This window comes from Maridesulfovibrio sp., from assembly GCF_965230075.1.
Taxonomy (GTDB): domain Bacteria; phylum Desulfobacterota; class Desulfovibrionia; order Desulfovibrionales; family Desulfovibrionaceae; genus Maridesulfovibrio.
Map to the genome: position 1 here is coordinate 3,264,092 of NZ_OZ245945.1, position 16,764 is coordinate 3,280,855.

Annotated in this window: 16 protein-coding genes; 4 read left to right on the forward strand and 12 right to left on the reverse strand. The window is 47.5% G+C overall.

The annotated features are described in order from the left end of the window. Window positions 1–22 precede the first annotated feature (22 nt). From ablB to ACO05Z_RS14855, 6 genes are all read right to left on the reverse strand, one after another. Window positions 23–862, reverse strand: coding sequence for a putative beta-lysine N-acetyltransferase (gene ablB, locus ACO05Z_RS14830; protein WP_421902960.1), 840 nt, complete (start codon window positions 860–862; stop codon window positions 23–25). After that, on the reverse strand, window positions 852–2,165 hold the full coding sequence (gene ablA, locus ACO05Z_RS14835) for a lysine 2,3-aminomutase (protein WP_421902961.1): 1,314 nt from the start codon (window positions 2,163–2,165) through the stop codon (window positions 852–854). The genes ablB and ablA overlap by 11 nt, the downstream gene beginning before the upstream one ends. Before the next feature lie 435 nt (window positions 2,166–2,600). Then, window positions 2,601–3,818 (reverse strand): LuxR C-terminal-related transcriptional regulator, encoded by a 1,218-nt coding sequence (locus ACO05Z_RS14840; protein ID WP_421902963.1) that lies wholly within the window; start codon window positions 3,816–3,818, stop codon window positions 2,601–2,603. Between the two features lie 118 nt (window positions 3,819–3,936). Next, window positions 3,937–5,028, reverse strand: coding sequence for a hypothetical protein (locus ACO05Z_RS14845; RefSeq protein ID WP_421902964.1), 1,092 nt, complete (start codon window positions 5,026–5,028; stop codon window positions 3,937–3,939). 65 nt (window positions 5,029–5,093) lie between these two features. Next, window positions 5,094–5,894, reverse strand: coding sequence for a DUF3108 domain-containing protein (locus ACO05Z_RS14850; RefSeq protein WP_421902965.1), 801 nt, complete (start codon window positions 5,892–5,894; stop codon window positions 5,094–5,096). Window positions 5,895–5,936: 42 nt separating this feature from the next. After that, a complete protein-coding gene (locus ACO05Z_RS14855) occupies window positions 5,937–6,773 on the reverse strand; it encodes a helix-turn-helix domain-containing protein (protein ID WP_421902966.1) in 837 nt (278 codons plus the stop codon). A gap of 285 nt (window positions 6,774–7,058) precedes the next feature. On the opposite strand from ACO05Z_RS14855, the gene ACO05Z_RS14860 reads away from it, so the two are divergent. Further along, a complete protein-coding gene (locus ACO05Z_RS14860) occupies window positions 7,059–8,345 on the forward strand; it encodes a dicarboxylate/amino acid:cation symporter (protein ID WP_421902967.1) in 1,287 nt (428 codons plus the stop codon). A gap of 85 nt (window positions 8,346–8,430) precedes the next feature. Here ACO05Z_RS14860 and ACO05Z_RS14865 read toward each other — a convergent pair whose 3' ends face one another. From ACO05Z_RS14865 to ACO05Z_RS14885, 5 genes are all read right to left on the reverse strand, one after another. Continuing rightward, a complete protein-coding gene (locus ACO05Z_RS14865; protein ID WP_421902968.1) occupies window positions 8,431–9,258 on the reverse strand; it encodes a glycerophosphodiester phosphodiesterase in 828 nt (275 codons plus the stop codon). A gap of 12 nt (window positions 9,259–9,270) precedes the next feature. After that, entirely contained in the window at window positions 9,271–10,050 is a 780-nt protein-coding gene (locus ACO05Z_RS14870; RefSeq protein WP_421902969.1) for an amino acid ABC transporter ATP-binding protein, read from the reverse strand. A 14-nt stretch (window positions 10,051–10,064) separates the two neighbouring features. Beyond that, on the reverse strand, window positions 10,065–11,153 hold the full coding sequence (locus ACO05Z_RS14875) for an amino acid ABC transporter permease (protein ID WP_421902970.1): 1,089 nt from the start codon (window positions 11,151–11,153) through the stop codon (window positions 10,065–10,067). A 3-nt stretch (window positions 11,154–11,156) separates the two neighbouring features. After that, window positions 11,157–12,536, reverse strand: a complete 1,380-nt coding sequence (locus ACO05Z_RS14880; RefSeq protein WP_421902971.1) for an amino acid ABC transporter permease — start codon at window positions 12,534–12,536, stop codon at window positions 11,157–11,159. 72 nt (window positions 12,537–12,608) lie between these two features. Then, window positions 12,609–13,619: an amino acid ABC transporter substrate-binding protein gene (locus ACO05Z_RS14885; protein ID WP_421902972.1), complete on the reverse strand. Its 1,011-nt coding sequence runs from the start codon at window positions 13,617–13,619 to the stop codon at window positions 12,609–12,611. A gap of 305 nt (window positions 13,620–13,924) precedes the next feature. Between ACO05Z_RS14885 and ACO05Z_RS14890 the strand changes: the two genes are divergently transcribed. Next, window positions 13,925–14,638: a GntR family transcriptional regulator gene (locus ACO05Z_RS14890; protein WP_421902973.1), complete on the forward strand. Its 714-nt coding sequence runs from the start codon at window positions 13,925–13,927 to the stop codon at window positions 14,636–14,638. A 71-nt stretch (window positions 14,639–14,709) separates the two neighbouring features. Here ACO05Z_RS14890 and ACO05Z_RS14895 read toward each other — a convergent pair whose 3' ends face one another. Then, complete coding sequence (locus ACO05Z_RS14895) at window positions 14,710–15,084, reverse strand: hypothetical protein (protein WP_421902974.1); 375 nt, start codon at window positions 15,082–15,084, stop codon at window positions 14,710–14,712. Window positions 15,085–15,218: 134 nt separating this feature from the next. Here ACO05Z_RS14895 and nagB point away from each other — a divergent pair, with 134 nt between their 5' ends. Both nagB and ACO05Z_RS14905 read left to right on the forward strand, forming a co-directional pair. Continuing rightward, window positions 15,219–16,016, forward strand: coding sequence for a glucosamine-6-phosphate deaminase (nagB, locus tag ACO05Z_RS14900; protein ID WP_421902976.1), 798 nt, complete (start codon window positions 15,219–15,221; stop codon window positions 16,014–16,016). 97 nt (window positions 16,017–16,113) lie between these two features. Continuing rightward, window positions 16,114–16,758 (forward strand): class I SAM-dependent DNA methyltransferase, encoded by a 645-nt coding sequence (locus ACO05Z_RS14905; protein WP_421902978.1) that lies wholly within the window; start codon window positions 16,114–16,116, stop codon window positions 16,756–16,758. The last annotated feature ends 6 nt before the right edge of the window (window positions 16,759–16,764 follow it).

The following is a 16,764-nucleotide window of genomic DNA, read 5'->3' on the forward strand; positions in this document are numbered from 1 at the left end:
TTTATGTTTTAGGGATGGAAAGCTAATCCATAGCAAGCTTATACCAGACGTTCATTGACTCAAGGCGCCCGCTGATATTCGTATTATTAAGCAGTCTACCCGAAAACTCATAGCCCCCCTTTGAGAACAAAGAATTAATTCCATAAGAGCAGGCCCGGGCAATGGTAAAAAAGCACCTGATTCCGGACTTAAAACAATCTTCTTCAAGGGAAGACAAAAGGACTCCTGCAATTCCGGCTTTGCGATACTCTGGATTGACCGCGAAATCAGTCATTTCTGCACTGTTTCCGTCAGCAGCCACTTCAGCAGAAGCAGCCCCCACGAGGATATCCCCATCATATACGCCTATAAAACGCACATCATCACCCATTTCCTGACAGATAAAATCAGGGTCAGTGATGGGGAACGGATAAGTTTGAAATGTCTGACCGTAAAGATGCGCAAGCGTGTGCGCATCTTCCGGTCCTAGCCTGCGCATCAGAAAACGACTTGGCAGACTCGAAGGGTTACCCTTCCCCTTTTTGCCGCCGGCAACGGCAAGGACCTGATCAAGCTCTTCCCTATCGCTCTGCTCCTTACGCCAAAGATGGCGATAAAAGCTCAGAAAAACACCATCGTCATCATCAAACATATTCGGAACTTGCGCCTCTTTCTCAAAACCGCAAGACAAAAAATCCAGAGACTGCGACTTAGGAACCTTGGCAAAAATTTTCGAAAGATCCTCAGACACGGCCATGTTGATAATTTCATCAACAATATCCGGACCGTCTTCTGCTGATAGGGACATCAAATAAATGCGGTCATTGTATGGCCCCATCTGTATCGTGCTGTTCCCCACAGTCAGAATGGAATCATGCAACATGCGAATTACGCTCCGCCCTTTCGTTATCTTCAGGGGTCAGGCTGAGAGTATCATCCCAGTCGGAAATAAGCTTCTCAATACCGATAGCTTTTTCCTCAGCTCCGTCTTCCTTAAGCTGAAGATTACATTCAGCGCAATTCCGGTCACAGGAGTTGCATTCGTATGAATCAGGCTCGGTGTAAGTGGTGATCACCCCTTCATAATTTCGCAGTACGACCTTATTGGTAGCCCATGAAACAATGTAATTGGGCATGACCGGAATCTTACCGCCTCCACCCGGAGCATCCACAACGTAAGTCGGCACAGCAAAACCACTGGTATGCCCACGCAGGCTTTCAAGGATTTCAATCCCCTTGCCCACAGGAGTGCGAAAATGACTCAAACCCTCAGACAGGTCACACTGATAAAGGTAGTATGGGCGAACCCTGTTCTTGACCAGTTTCTGATTCAAAGTCTTGATCAAGCGCGGGCAATCATTAACCCCTGCCAGTAGCACACTCTGGTTACCAAGAGGAATTCCGGCATCGGCAAGCTTGGCAAGAGCGCGGCGAGATGAATCAGTCACTTCCCTTGGATGGTTGAAATGGGTGTTGATCCAGAGTGGATGATGCTTCTTGAGCATATTCACCAGATTGTCGGTGATGCGGTAAGGCAAGACAACCGGCATACGGGTCCCAATGCGGACAACCTCTACATGCTCGATTTCACCGAGTTTGGTCAGTATCCAATCCAACTTCTCATCTGAAAGCATAAACGGATCACCGCCGGAAAGAAGCACATCACGCACCTGCGGGGTATTGCGGATGTATTCAATTCCCTGCTCCAGCTGGCTGCGGGAGGGGATCGAATCTTGATCCCCAACCTTACGTTTGCGGGTGCAATGCCTGCAATACATGGAGCAGAGATTACTGATATGGAAAAGTACCCGGTCCGGATAACGATGAGTAAGTCCGGGAACAGGACTATCTTCATCCTCATGCAACGGATCGGTCATATCACAACGTTCAATCTTCAACTCTTCAGGACTGGGAAAAGATTGTAAAAAAACTGGATCGTTCTCGTAATCTTCCACATCAATAAGCGAAAGATAATAAGGAGTAATGGCCAGTGGAAACTTTCGCAGGGTCAGCTCATGTTTTTTACGCTCAGTATCACTAAATTTAATGCCTAAAACTTTTTCAAAGCCGGAGACAGTCCTGATTGCATTGCGGATGTGCCACTTCCAATCAGTCCAGTCAGACCTTGAAGAGTCGTCATCAATCACACATGCCAATGCTTCCTGTCGCTCTGTGTAAACAGTCATAATTTCCTGTATCTTTTTATAAAAGTTTAGAGAGACTCGCTCACAATCAGGAAATCCATAACGATTAAGAGCGTGAACTCTATAAGGTATAAGGCGATAAAGAACCGAAAAAAATCACTCTACATACACGTATTATCTTTCTGGGTAGGCACTCTTATATATCATTATATAAGGTGATGAAGTCATTTTTTTAATCTCACTGCGATGCACATACGAAAACAAGAGAAAGAAGAACAATGCAACAATCGAGAAAACAATAGCGACGATTGCGTATCGCAAGTTATCATTTGCTATATCATCAGGTTTCATTTGCGTGTAGATAGGTTGAAAAGTAAATTAAAGTTCTCTGTCGTTGCTCCGGACAATACAGACTTACCTTCTACCCACAAGGCGATCAATTGGGTACTCATTGGGTATAGAGTATACCCAATACTTTTAAGAACTAAGTTGGTGCTTGAGATAAGAAATCAATGAAATATTCTTTCCCTGAATGCCAAGTTTACGGCGAATATTTTTCCGGTGGGTGCGAACAGTATCGGCAGTAATTGAGAGGAGTTCGCCAATTCGCTCAGTACTTTTACCGGCCTCGATATACCGGCATATCTCCACTTCTCGGGGGGTAAGCTTCAGAAGCAATTCTTCAAACTGATCCCCGGTCTCCCCGGCCAGCGCGGAAAGCCTTTCTTTGATAAATCTTCCAAAACTCCTGCGCATTTGCGGGACAGGTTCTTTAATCATCCGATCAAGGGCGGGCATAATCTGCTCGCGAACCTGTATGGCGAAATCCTCATGCATGTCCTTTTTTTCTTCTTCAACAGATTCAATAACCGTACGCAAAGCCACATTCATGCCGTCAACCTGCTCGCGGGTCTCTTCCAGACCGGTTTCAAGCCGCTGGATGTCAGTCATATCCCGTAATCCAATATGAAATACAGTGCCGGACTGAAGACGCACTTTGTGCATGGTCAGCTCAACAGGAATTTCTTTTCCAAAACAATTTCGTGCCGTAAGTAATTCATCAAAAGGGACAGGAATATCGGTGGTGCAAGTCTCAAAATGGTCCCGGACTATCTTGGATGATTCCGCACTGAAAATACTCAGGCAACTATTACCTGAAAGAGTGCAGCTTCGTCCGAAAAGCCTTTCTGCTGCGGGATTGGAAGTAAGAATACGAAAAGCTGAATCAGCCAAAATAGTCGGGTCCTGCGCGGCCTCAAACAAGGCATTAAAAAGGGCAACACTATCATCAAGGGCAGCAATATTGTCCTCAATGCGCTCCTCATAAGATTCATGCAATTCTACAAAAGGAGCGTTATTAGTGACTACGGCAACATAACCTTCAGAACAATAAGGCCCCGCAAGGGGAATCAATCGCAGAGAATAACTCCCCCCGCTCTCACCGTAAGGAATTTCATGTACCCCAGCCACAGGATAAGCTGAAATAAATTCATCAATACCGGAAGCTTCTACACCTAGAATATCCCAAAGCTGTCGCCCTTTCAGAGGGCAGCCAAAGAAATCAACTACCCGGGCACTGGCCGAACAGATACAACCGCCACCGTCAGTAAAGAGGATAAAATCGGAAAAGGATTCAAAAACTTCGGAAATGGGTTCAGGGAGACGTTCAAAATTGTCGTCTGTATTTGAGCTCACGAGGGAGTTCCTATGCTTAATGATTAATTCAATAGGAAATGATCATTAACAGGCATTTTAAATGAGTTCAAATCTGCGGCGATAAAAAAGGATTTACATCTACAAACAACATTTTTTGTTATTTAGAACCAACCAGTCTGTTCAAAGTCTCATTCATCGTTTCCTGACCGAATTTCATTTCAAAACGAATCATGATGCCGGGATTTGTACGCCAGTCATACTCTTTTTCCCAAGTTACCTGCGGGACAATTTCGCAGAACAACCACTCCTTGAGGAATCTACTCCGAAATTTGGTAGATAATTTCATTGAAGAAAAACTGCTGGAATCATTAGAGTATTCAAAACCATTCTCCCACCTGTACTCAATGGCCTGATCTTCATTCAATGGCTGGAACAAACGCAGATTGATGTTGCTGTTGAATTCACTATTTCGATCCTCGTAATAATTTTCCAAGTCTGTAGTGAAAAAAAGGTGCCCAACCTGTCGTTCAAAACTCAACCCAACTTTTGTTTCATATCCTCTGGCTGTATATTGCCTGAAACGAGCTGAAAATTTGCTCGCCCAATCATCGGTAATATCGAATTTGTAGCGGTAGCGGATTTGCCCCATCAGCTCGAGGTTATTCTCATGAAAGGACACCCCCGCATGAAGCCCAAGGTTGTTTTGAACCCCTTGAACCAAAAAATATCGTAACCCTACCGTACTTTCCCCGCTATTTTGGGTTTCGAAATCACGAACGGCTTTATCTACTCCGGTAAGGCCGTCATCATCAGCATCAAGCATACTAGTGACAACAAGCTGCATGCGGTCTTCAGTATTAGGCAAATTCAAAAACAGGGACAAATCTGACCTTGACTCCGGCACAGGATTTTCAAACTCAGTGAACATGCCCAAACGAAGACGGAGAAAAGTTTTATTAATCTCCTCAGTATAATCCTCATCTGCCAAAAAAGCGTCCATCCATTTGGCTGAAGCCATAAGTGGCTTACTCAATTGTACTTGAACGGTATCCAGCAAATCCGCATCGCTATCCTTCAGAGTCTCTTCGATTTCCTCGTCCGACAACTGCGGTGAAGGCAAAGTGGAATTGGATTCCTTTTCAGGTTGTATTATTTCCTGCTGGGCCAGGACAGGCAGGCCGGAGCAGCACAACAACAAAAGAGCGAGAACTGCTAAAACGTAAAAGGACTTATGCAATCGGTTTATCATTATTCTTTTCAGATAGAAGATTCAGTCGAAATATTTCGCAAGTCCATATCACGCAGCATTGATTTTTAATATTCTGCCTCGGGATCACCGGGAGTATATTTGGAAAGTTCTACAGAAAAATGACCGACTGACACTTCACTTTGCACCTTTACGGGAATGCGCAATTCATCAGCTGTAAACCACATCTTAAGTGTAGCATCCGGGCTTTTCTTAAAAACACCGCCAAGATCCTTGATTTCAGGCTCAACCACAAAAGTATCGTACTCTTTACCCCCAACTTTGATGGTTTCCCTTCCCGAAACCATAGCCCTGCCGATAACCGATTTTTTGCCATCTGTTATCGGGCAGACAAATTCATACCCTTCTTCCAATGGCTGGGTTCGGAATGAAAAAAGAATGGATAAAGGATCAAACTCACCGGGATAGATGGGTAATTTCTGGCGGAAAGTCCCGTCAGAACCATATCTGGTGACCGAAAAAGTATTCCAGTCAAAGCGCAAAGTTATGTCCCTATGATAGTCGCCTTCGCGTTGTTTCTTGAAATAATACAGTGCAGAGTCCATCCCCGGAGTTGTGATCGATTCGATACGATTTCTCACCTTGTAAAACACATCTACAAAATCATTTGTGCGGGCAGTAGCATTGAATATGGGGCCGGATGTTCCATTGCCAGTAGATGTGGTCAGTTCCGCGTATCCGGCATGAAACACAGTCCAGTAAAGATTATATTCTATTTTTTCTCCGGGACGGAACGGAAGCTTCGACTCCGCAAATGCTGAACAGGAAAGGATAAAAGTAAATGAAACACCTAAAATCAAGGTGATTAGCAAATGCCTGACCATGTGATTGTAAAAATATTTTACCATGTTTAAAAATCACATTTGAGTCCAGTGATGTCAATGCAAGAATCAGATATGCAAGTCTTTCTTATACTGGCTGGGAGAAAATCCGTGAATGGCTTTAAAGCTGCGGGAGAAATGAGCCTGATCAGCAAAACCTGCCTGCAGGGCGGCATCGACAAGAGAGCACCCTTGATCCACAGCCCTGCGGGCCAGATAAACACGACACTGCATAAGGTAGGCATGAGGCGGAAGCCCGGTTATGGCCTTGAACTGTCTCAGAAAATAATATGGGGAAAGCCCTGCCACAGCAGCAATATCATTTACAGTAATGTTCTCAGACGCATTCTGCCGGATATATTGTACAGCTTTCTTAACAGCATCTTTGTTCCGTACAACCGGACAGGGTGATCGCCGTTCATCGCCATGGCGCAAAAAGACCTCCGCAACAACCTGCATCATCAAGCTCTCGGCTGCCAACATATTCTTTTGCGTCCCTTCCATAAATTGATGGGCATGAAGCAAGGCTGAAGATACATCACTATCGAAAAGAACCGGGGATTTAAAATAAGCAACCCGCTGCCTGTCGCCATAAAGCCCGAAAAAAATGTCGCTGAGCAACTCATCATTGAAATAAGCGACCCGGTAACGGCATCCGTCCGGGACTGCTGATTCACCGTCATGGACTTCACCGGGATTGATGGCAATCATTGCTGAAGACGGAGCAACGCGTTTGGCTCCACCTAGGCGGAACTGCTGAACGCCATCTTCGATAACACCCAGTGCATAATTTTCATGACTGTGCTTCTTAAATGAGAATTGCTTAAATTGAGCCTTGTAAAGTGACACCCTGCTTTCTTTTACAGGCTTCCACAATCTGGCCCAATCTTTCTTACTTTTCTCCATTATCTTCAATGCCAAACTATCGGTCCATTTCCGGTTAATTTAAGATAAAATTTGCCCCAAAATCAGAAGCAAATATATTCAGTACTATTATGACACGCAAGGACCAGTTCTGTTCTATCAAAACCAGCCTTCTCCCCAAACCTTGCGAAAATTACCGTTTACTGCTATTTAGCCCTACTCTTTTCCGGATTTCTCTTAAAATCCCACATATTTTTTCGATAAATGTAATTTTATTTATCTGAAAATTCTTTTTGAGCACATTCTTAACTTACATCAGGAGGGAAGATGTTTTCTTGGTACTTCAAAAGTAACTTGTTAATTCGAATCATTATCGGTCTGGTATTAGGGGCCATTGCAGGACTTATTTTAGGCCCTGAAGCAAAAGTACTGTCTCCGCTGGGAGATATATTGGTCCGTTCGCTGAAGATGATCGTAATGCCTGTAATCGTCTCCACTATCATCGTGGGCGCAGGCAGTGTAAAACCCAGCCAGCTCGGTAAAGTGGGCGCTAAGTGTATGGGCTTTTACATGCTGACCACCGGATTCGCGGTTGCAATCGGCCTCTTTTTCGGAAACATCCTCCAGCCCGGTAACGGTCTTGAACTGGCAGCAGAAGGCGCTACCCTCAAAGTAGCAGCTCCCAAGGCAACATCCTTTCTCGATATCCTGATCAACATCATTCCCAAAAACCCGTTTGCCGCAATCACTACCGGTGATGTTCTCTCCACCATCTTCTTCTGCATCATCACAGGTATCGCTATTTCCATGCTGCGCCACAGTGAAGACGCACGCATCAAGAATGCCGGGGATTCCCTCTTCTATCTCTTCGAAGGTCTTGCTGAAGTAATGTACATCATCATCGACTGGGTTCTTCAGTATGTACCCATCGGTGTTTTCGCGCTTATCGCCGTTGTTTTCGGTGCTCAGGGTTCCAAAGCCGCAGGCCCTCTGGGTGTAGTTGTAATTGCTACCTATCTTGCTTTTGCCTGCCACATCTTCCTCATTTACGGTGGTGGCCTGCTGCTCTTTAAGATCAACCCCATCAACTTTTTCAAAAAAGTTAAGACCGCTTCCATTGCCGCATTTGTAACCCGCTCCAGCAGCGGAGTGCTGCCCATCAGCATGGAAGTAGCTGATAAGGAGCTGGGCGTAGACAAAAGCATCTACTCCTTCTCCCTGCCCCTCGGTGCAACCATCAACATGGACGGTACCGCAATCTATCAGGGTGTATGCGCCCTGTTCATCGGTTACGCCATCGGTGAACCCCTGACCGCCAGCCAGCAGATGACCGTCATCGGAACCACTGTTCTGGCTTCCCTCGGTACCGCAGGTATTCCCGGCGCAGGCGCAATCATGCTCATGATCGTGCTCAACTCCGTAGGTCTGGAAATCACCGCCGGTTCTCCCACCGCACTGGCCTATGCCATGATCTTCGGTATTGACGCCCTGCTCGACATGGGCCGCACCTGTACCAACGTTACCGGTGACCTCGCTGTTACCTGCGCAGTAGCCAACAGCGAAAATGAAATTAATCAGGAATGCTGGGAAGCCCGCGAGGCAACACAGCAATAGAATCCTGTTTCCCATATTACAAAAAAGAAGGCCGATTCCATTTGGAATCGGCCTTCTTTTTTTGCTTAATAGTCTTAAATACCAGTCATGCATTCTGCGGATAATCGGTAACCAGTCCGGTCACGCCCCACTTAGTGAGCCGCTTCATGTCTTCCACTTCATTGACGGTGTAGGGGGTAACAGCCAGTCCAGCTTCCCGTGCAGCCTGAACCTTCTCTTCGGTCAGAAAACGGAATCCCGGATGCCAAGCGTCAGCGTTAGCAATGCGGGCCGCTTCTAGCGGGTCTCCGGCATATTTATGCTCGGTCAGCACTCCGGTGAGGATGTGGGGAGCGACTTCTTTACTCCTGCGCACGTAATCGTGTTTAAAAGAAGAAACCACTACCTGATCATCCATGGACTGTGCCCTGATAATTCCAAGCACCTTTTCCACTATATCCCCGGCAAGATAATCTGGAACTGCTTTACTGAGATCCTTGATCTCTACATTGATCCACATATCCAGTTCCCTGCTGAGTTTCAGGGCCTCGACCAGCGTGGGAATACGTAAATCAACCGGGAGATTTTCCGGCAGTTCCCGCCATGGCTGCTCAATATATTTAGGCGGACAGAAGCGGCGCGGAAAAACATCCGCGCTAAGCTCTTTCAACTCAGCAAGGCTGAACCTCCACGGCAAAGCCGGAGGATTACCGACGAACAAAGGATGGACACTCGCATTTGTGGAACGCAGCAGGTTAAGGTCATGAAGAATAATTACTTCCCCGTCCTTGGTAACCTGCACATCAAGTTCCCAGCCATCCGCTCCGGCTTCCTTAGCCTTGCGTACTGCTGCCAGTGTATTTTCAGCCGCAAGGGAACGCCCCCCACGGTGCGCCCAGATCAAAGGACGACTATTTATTAAAGATAACGACATTATATATTAATCCTAATGATTCAAAATCTGCTCAAGAAACATGCGGCTGCGTTCTTCTTTGGGCGCGGTAAAAAAGTCCTTCACCGGAGCATATTCCACAATCTGACCTTTATCCATGAATACCATGGTATCAGCCACTTCACGGGCAAAACCCATTTCATGGGTAACACAGATCATAGTCATGCCCTGCTCAGCCAGCTCACGCATTACATCAAGGACTTCTTTGATCATTTCCGGGTCAAGGGCTGAGGTTGGCTCGTCAAAAAGCATAATCTTGGGCTGCATGGCAAGGGCACGGGCAATGGCTACACGCTGCTGCTGGCCCCCGGAAAGTTGTCCGGGAAACTTATTGGCCTGCTCGGCAATTCCAACCCTTTTAAGATAGGAATGAGCTAGATCAACAGCCTGTTTACGCGGCATGTTGCGCACGTGGATAGGACCGGAAATGACATTATCGAGGATGGTCATGTGCGGAAAGAGGTTGAACTGCTGAAAAACCATGCCCACCTCACGGCGGACGCGCTCAATTTGCTTCACATCGTTGGTCAGCGGCGCACCGTCGACCACGATGGAACCTTCTTGGTGTTCCTCCAGCCTGTTGATGGTCCGGATGAGGGTAGATTTACCTGAACCGGACGGGCCACAGATAACCACTTTTTCCTGCTGGCGGATTTGAAGGTTGATTTCCTTAAGTACGTGAAACTGCCCGTACCATTTATTAAGGCCCTGTATGTCGATCACAACCGGGCTGTTTCCCAGATGGGTTGCGGTATTTATATGTGCGGTTGTCATTATATATTTCTCCTCTATTTACTTGCGGATGGCATCTTGCGTTCAAGGTATTGGCTGTAGCTGGAAAGGGCGTAGCAAAGAATCCAGTACCAGAAGGCAATGAATACATAAGCTTCCTCCAGCCTGCCGAACCATTTGGGGTTGGAAGTGGTGGCGAATGCAATCTGCAAAAGGTCCACCAGCCCCACAATGCCCACGAGGGAGGTATCTTTCAGAATTCCGATGAAGTTGTTGACCATGGGCGGGATTACGATACGCAGAGCCTGCGGCAGGATAACCACGATGGTCTTCTTCCAATAGCTCATGCCCAAGGCATCCGCAGCCTCGTACTGGCCTTTGCTGATGCCCTGCAAGCCGCCGCGGATGTTCTCCGCAAGGTAGGCGGAAAAGAACATGGTGATCCCCACCAAGGCACGCAGGACCTTATCCAGCTCCATCCCCGAAGGCAGGAACAAAGGCAGAACAACAGAAGCCATGAACAGGATGGTAATCAGCGGAACCCCACGAATGAGTTCAATATAGGCCACGCAAAATGGCTTGGCGATTGGCATATCCGAAGTTCGGCCCAATGCGAGCAATACGCTGATGGGAAATGCCGCCAGCATGGCAACAATGGAAAGCATGATGGTCAGCATCAACCCACCCCAGTAGTGGGTTCCCACCACGGGCAGTCCGGTGATTCCGCCTCCGTAAACCAGCGCGAAAACAACTATGGGAGATACAAACCAGAGAATCTTAAGCCAACGGCTACGACGAAATGAAGCCACAAGACTGAGGCTGACCAGAATGACCACAATGCATAAGGCAATGAGCGGACGCCAACGCTCTTCAGCCGGGTAAACCCCGGTCATGAACACGGGCCACATATCACGGATAAAGCCCCATGCCGCCCCGGTATGTTCCTTGGCCGCAGCAGGATCGAGAGTGGTGGAGGCATTGGTAACCGCCCACTCCCAGAAGGGAGCCGCCGCCGACCAGATGGCCCAGCAGGAAACAATGGTCAGCACGGCGTTGTACCACGGGCAGAGCAGATTCTTGCACACCCAGCCGATTACCCCCACCTGAGTTGCCGGGGGCTGTCTGTCAGGAATATCTTGAACCATTATCTACCTCTCCACCAACGCCACTTTGCTGTTGTAAATATTCATTCCAAAAGAAATCAGCAGGGAAATGCACAGGTAAACCCCCATCCAGATACCCACAATCTCTACCGCCTGACCGGACTGGTTCAAAATTGTTCCACCGACACTGACAAACTCGGGATAACCGATAGCCACCGCCAGTGAACTGTTCTTGGCAATAGCCAGATATTCACTTGTCATGGGCGGTACAATGATACGCATGGCCTGCGGCAGAATAACAATGCGCATGACCTGACGCTCATTCATTGCCAGAGCACGAGCAGCCTCGCGCTGTCCCTTGGAAACTGCCTCAATGCCGGAACGGATGATCTCGGCGTTAAAAGCCGAAACATAGACTGTCAGCCCGACAACCAATGCGGTGAATTCCGGGGTAAGCCCGGTACCGCCTTTGAAGTTGAAACCCTTAAGGACAGGAAAATCGAGGGTAAAGGGTTGTCCACCAGCCAGCCATGCTAAAGCGGGAAGGCCGATCAGCACAGCAAGGGAAGGAAATAAAATTTTAACAGGAACACCTGTTTCGTCGAGAATACGCTTTGCCCGCCTGCGAATTACCCAAATGGCGGCTAATCCAACGACAATAGACGCACAAAAAAGCCATGCCCCCTGCTGGGGTACCAATGCAGGCAGATAAAGTCCGCGCTTGTTGAGGATCAGCCAGCCGCCGATATCAATGGATTTGCGAACATTGGGCAACTGCTGCAGTACAATGAAGTACCAGAAAAAGAGTTGCAGCAGCACAGGCAGGTTACGGTTAAGCTCCACATACCAGCGACAGATATTGGAAAGCAGCCAGTTGGGAGAAAGACGTCCGAGCGCCACCAGCAGGCCGAGAATGGTCGAAGCCACACAGCCGATGACCGTGACCTTCAGGGTATTGCCCAGCCCGGTGAGCAGGGCCATGAAATAGCTTGAAGATTCGGTATAGTGTGCGATTTCAACGCTGTCCCGAAAGATATACAAGGTCAGCATGGGCAAGCCGATGCTGAACAACAGACAGACCGAGAGCCACTTGCTGTTCATGGGCTGCTCGGACTTGCTTTTCAAATGACGGGAAATAAGCTGGGATATAACAAGCCCGGACATAAGGCTGAGCAGAAACCAGAGCAATCCGCCCTGCGGCAGGGGAATCCCGGTTACCTCACCGATGCGGAATCCGGCTTCATTACCCAAAAAGCCAAAACCGGAACTGATACCACGGGTTTTCAGGTTGACCAGTGTATTCCGGTACATGGAAACTGCCAGCCAGAGAAAACCACCGACCATGCAAAGCTGGAACATCCAGGCCCTTCCCTGCGGACTGCGCCAGAAAGGGACTTTTTCCTGCGGTGCTAAACGTTCGGACATAAAAAAAACCTTTTATTAGAATAAAAAAACGCGCCGGGAAAAATCCCGGCGCGAATACTACAATATAAAGACCTAGCGGAAAGGCGGTGCGTAGATAAGGCCGCCTTCATTCCACTGCTTGTTGAGTCCGCGATCCATGCGCAGGGGAGTCTTGGGGCCGAGGTTACGGTCAAAGATTTCACCGTAGTTACCAACGGTCTTGATGATGCGTACGGGTGCACCTTTATCAAGGCCGAGGTCAGTCCACAGGGAACCGGTTTTGCCCAGCATACGCTGTACTTCGGGATCTTTGCTCTTGGCGTACATTTCTTCAACGTTAGCCTGAGTGATACCCTTCTCTTCTGCAGCCATGGTCAGCCAGATAGTCCAGCGGACAATGTCGGACCACTGGTTGTCGCCGTGGCGTACAACAGGACCAAGGGGTTCCTTGGAGATAACTTCGGAAAGAATGATGTGGTCAGCAGGATTCTTCATCAGGGAACGCTGAGCTGCGAGACCGGACACGTCAGTGGTATGTACGTCGCAACGACCAGTATCGTAAGCTTTACGCACATCAGGCTGCTTATCGAAAACAACGGGAGTGAAGCTCATACCGTGTTTGCGGAAGTAATCGGAAATATTCAGTTCGGTGGTGGAACCGGTCTGCAGACAGACAGTTGCGCCGTCCAGATCCTTGGCATCGGTAATACCGAGTTCCTTGCGGACCATCATACCCTGACCATCGTAGAGAGTAGTTACGGTAAAATCGAGACCGAGCTTTACATCACGGCTCATGGTGTGGGTGGTGGTACGGGAAAGAAGATCAATCTCACCGGACTGCAAAGCAGGCAGACGCTCTTTGGAAGTGAGCGGGGTGTATTTGATTTCAGGAACATCAACAGCAGCGGCAACTGCGCGAATAAAATCAACATCAAAACCTACACGGTTACCATTGCTGTCCAAAGCGGAAAAACCGGGGTTTTCAATGTGGGTACCGGCCTTGAGGAATCCGTCTTTCTTGACGTTCTCCAAGGTGCTGGCCTGAGCAATTGATGCCATGGCCACAATCAACAGACAAATGAAAGAAGTACGAAAAAGAGCCATCTGACTACCTCCACCCTCAAAACTTCACAACGCAATCTTGTGAGGGAATTCCAGTCCGTATATCAAACAATACGGTTTTGCGCTGCACAGATATTCCTGAACACCTGACACGGAAAAAACCTTTCCGCAACCGGGGCCAGTCATCCCTAATCATCCATTGTGCTGGCCCCTTCTACACTGTTGCCAAACACACCTCAACTGGTTTAACCCAGATTTCAGAAAAAAAGTTACAAATCCGTGATGACTCTGTATAAATTTTGTGTCAAAAAAAAACTTGAACCTTTTAAAATCAAGCTAAACACTCCATGGAAAAAACCAGATATTATCAAATAGTACAGAACCTAATCCTGAAACGGCTGGCTTCAGGAGAACTAAAACCGGGAGACAAACTTCCCTCTGAACGAACCCTCTGTGCCGAGCTGTCCTTAAATAGAAACACCATCCGCCACGCCCTGCTCAAACTGCAACGGGACGGAAAAATCTTCAGACTTGAGAGAAAGGGCTGGTATGTAAATCCCATCCGCATGGTATACAACCCGGCAAACCACGTTAACTTTGCTCAATTGGCCGCATCACAGGGCCGAAAAGCAGATTGGACCACCGAAGACAACGGCATCATCTCCATAAAAGAAGACATGGAAACATATACAGAAGATGGTTTTGCTGCCGGGACGAAAGTTTATTCCATGGAAAACACCTTTTTTATCGACGGCCAGAAAGTGGCCCGCACCCTGAACTATCTGAATGTGGAAAAGCTGACAGGAATTGTCCCCAAGACTGCCGAACGGGCCATGACCCAGGTTGTGGAAGAAGATTACGGACTGAGGTTGAAACAAAGAAACCTCCTGATCAGACCGCTCCTGCTACCGAGGGACGTAACCTCTCAGCTTGGAATTACTCACGGCTCTCCGGGAGTTTACGTGCGTCGAATCAAAACAGACGGTAAAGATACCGTACTCACAGTGGAACACGAGTATTGGCGCTTTGATGCCATTGAATTGCGCGTGGATCAGAATTAATTTTCCTGCAAAAACAAAAAGGCCCGCAATTTCTATCAAGAAATTGCGGGCCTTTTTTTTAATAAAAATATTTATTCCCCTGCGGCGTGCTCTTCCATTACTGCAAGTAACTGTCCGGTCTTTTCAGCTTCTTCAGCCATGCCCATTTCAGTGAATCCCCGAAAAGCCTCGCGCACCACAGCCAATCCATCCTGCCGGTTGCCGGAGACAAAAAGAAGCTGCCCAAGCAATTCTCCGGCAAAGCAGTGGCCTTTTGACTCGCCCAGCTTCTGAAACCTAGAATAAGCTTCCATCAACATGAGCAAAGCCTGTTCCTGATTGCCTTTGCTGATTTCAAGCTTCGCCATTTCATAGAGGGTTTCAGCCTTACCCTTGGAATCTCCGCTCTGTTCGTATTCCTTGAGCTTTTTTTCGTATTCCGCTTTCAAATCTGCTGACTGATCCATATATTCTCCAAGATTGTTTTAAAATTTGAGCGCTAGAGATATTAACGCTTCTTTCAAAGGTCAAGATACGTCCTCATCTTGCCCAAAAAATACATATACTGTAGCTGAAATAATATTAATGCATGGAGGAAAACATGAGACTCATTCCACTGGAAAATGATCCGGGCTGGTGGACCGCCCGTTACATAGCGAGAAAAATAAAGATTTTTTCTCCAAGCAAAGAAAAGCCCTTTGTGTTGGGACTGCCCACCGGAGGAACCCCCATGAGCATGTACCGGGAACTCATAAACCTGCATCGCGCCGGAAAGGTCAGCTTTAAACATGTTGTAACCTTTAATATGGATGAATATGTCGGCCTACCGGAGGAACACCCTCAGAGTTATCATTATTACATGCATGAAAACTTTTTCAACCATGTTGATATCCCAAGAGAAAACATAAACCTGCTGGACGGCAACGCCCCCGACCCGGAAGCTGAATGCAACTCCTACGAACAGAAGATTGATGATTACGGCGGAATTCATATTTTCGTAGGTGGGGTCGGAACCGACGGCCACATAGCTTTCAACGAACCGGCATCCTCCCTTTCCTCGCGCACAAGAATCAAAACCCTGACCATTGAAACCCGCATGGGCAACTCCCGCTTCTTCAATAATAACATGGAAGATGTTCCTAAATATGCACTAACTGTAGGTGTGGGAACCCTCTTGGATTCAAAAGAAATGATCATCCTTGCTTCCGGCTTGAACAAGGCTCTGGCCGTATCACACGCAGTAGAACACGGGGTAAACCACCTCTGGACCGTCTCAGCCCTGCAGCTGCATCGCAAAGGCATCCTAGTTTGCGACGAAGACGCGACCATGGAATTGAAAGTCAAAACGCTTAAATACTTCAAGCAGATAGAAGCAGACAACCTGCACGACCCCAAATAAATCCGGTCAAAATAAACAGCTCTCGGGGCAGAAATATTTAATCGAATACTTAAAATGGCTTCCATTTACCAAACATCCAACACTCAGGAAAAAGAGAATGGAAAGCCGCCCCACAGTCAGAAAAGCATTCACCGGAGACCATGTACAACAGTATGACCAGAAATCTATGCAAGCCAACTGGCTGGACCCGGATATAGTATTCGGACTCGCCTACCGTTATGTAGACAAGGGTGAAAGCATTCTGGATGTTGGTATCGGCACCGGGCTGTCCTCAATCCTTTTCCACCAGAGCGGACTTGAGGTGCACGGCCTCGATTTTTCCAGTGAGATGCTGGAAGTCTGCGCAGAAAAATCTTTTGCAGCCAGCCTTAAGGAACATGACATCAGCATAGCTCCCTATCCATTGGAAACCTGTTCCGTAAACCATGCCGTATGTACGGGCCTAACTCATCTTTTCAGTAATCTTGAAATTATTTTTTCAGAAGTAAACCGGGTAATGAAAAAAGACGGAATTTTCGCCTTTGTGGTTGCTGATGCTGATGCCGGAGAAACGCAAAACTTTGCCTCCAGTTGCCAGAAAAATAGAAGTTCAAAAATAAAGTTTCATTGTCATTCACAAAGTGATCTAGTCCAACTTTTTGAAACTTGCGGCTTTGAACAGCTCAACTCTCTGGAGTACAAATCATCGTCCATTGGCAGGCAAAAACGGACTTACCGGGCTTATGTTGTTCAAAAAAGTTAGAAACAA

Coding starts and splice junctions, on each gene's coding strand:
- ablB (WP_421902960.1), bottom strand. CDS start 862: ATGTTGCATGATTCCATTCTGACTGTGGGGAACAGCACGATACAGATG.
- ablA (WP_421902961.1), bottom strand. CDS start 2,165: ATGACTGTTTACACAGAGCGACAGGAAGCATTGGCATGTGTGATTGAT.
- ACO05Z_RS14845 (WP_421902964.1), bottom strand. CDS start 5,028: ATGATAAACCGATTGCATAAGTCCTTTTACGTTTTAGCAGTTCTCGCT.
- ACO05Z_RS14850 (WP_421902965.1), bottom strand. CDS start 5,894: ATGGTAAAATATTTTTACAATCACATGGTCAGGCATTTGCTAATCACC.
- ACO05Z_RS14855 (WP_421902966.1), bottom strand. CDS start 6,773: ATGGAGAAAAGTAAGAAAGATTGGGCCAGATTGTGGAAGCCTGTAAAA.
- ACO05Z_RS14860 (WP_421902967.1), top strand. CDS start 7,059: ATGTTTTCTTGGTACTTCAAAAGTAACTTGTTAATTCGAATCATTATC.
- ACO05Z_RS14865 (WP_421902968.1), bottom strand. CDS start 9,258: ATGTCGTTATCTTTAATAAATAGTCGTCCTTTGATCTGGGCGCACCGT.
- ACO05Z_RS14870 (WP_421902969.1), bottom strand. CDS start 10,050: ATGACAACCGCACATATAAATACCGCAACCCATCTGGGAAACAGCCCG.
- ACO05Z_RS14875 (WP_421902970.1), bottom strand. CDS start 11,153: ATGGTTCAAGATATTCCTGACAGACAGCCCCCGGCAACTCAGGTGGGG.
- ACO05Z_RS14880 (WP_421902971.1), bottom strand. CDS start 12,536: ATGTCCGAACGTTTAGCACCGCAGGAAAAAGTCCCTTTCTGGCGCAGT.
- ACO05Z_RS14885 (WP_421902972.1), bottom strand. CDS start 13,619: ATGGCTCTTTTTCGTACTTCTTTCATTTGTCTGTTGATTGTGGCCATG.
- ACO05Z_RS14890 (WP_421902973.1), top strand. CDS start 13,925: ATGGAAAAAACCAGATATTATCAAATAGTACAGAACCTAATCCTGAAA.
- ACO05Z_RS14895 (WP_421902974.1), bottom strand. CDS start 15,084: ATGGATCAGTCAGCAGATTTGAAAGCGGAATACGAAAAAAAGCTCAAG.
- nagB (WP_421902976.1), top strand. CDS start 15,219: ATGAGACTCATTCCACTGGAAAATGATCCGGGCTGGTGGACCGCCCGT.
- ACO05Z_RS14905 (WP_421902978.1), top strand. CDS start 16,114: ATGGAAAGCCGCCCCACAGTCAGAAAAGCATTCACCGGAGACCATGTA.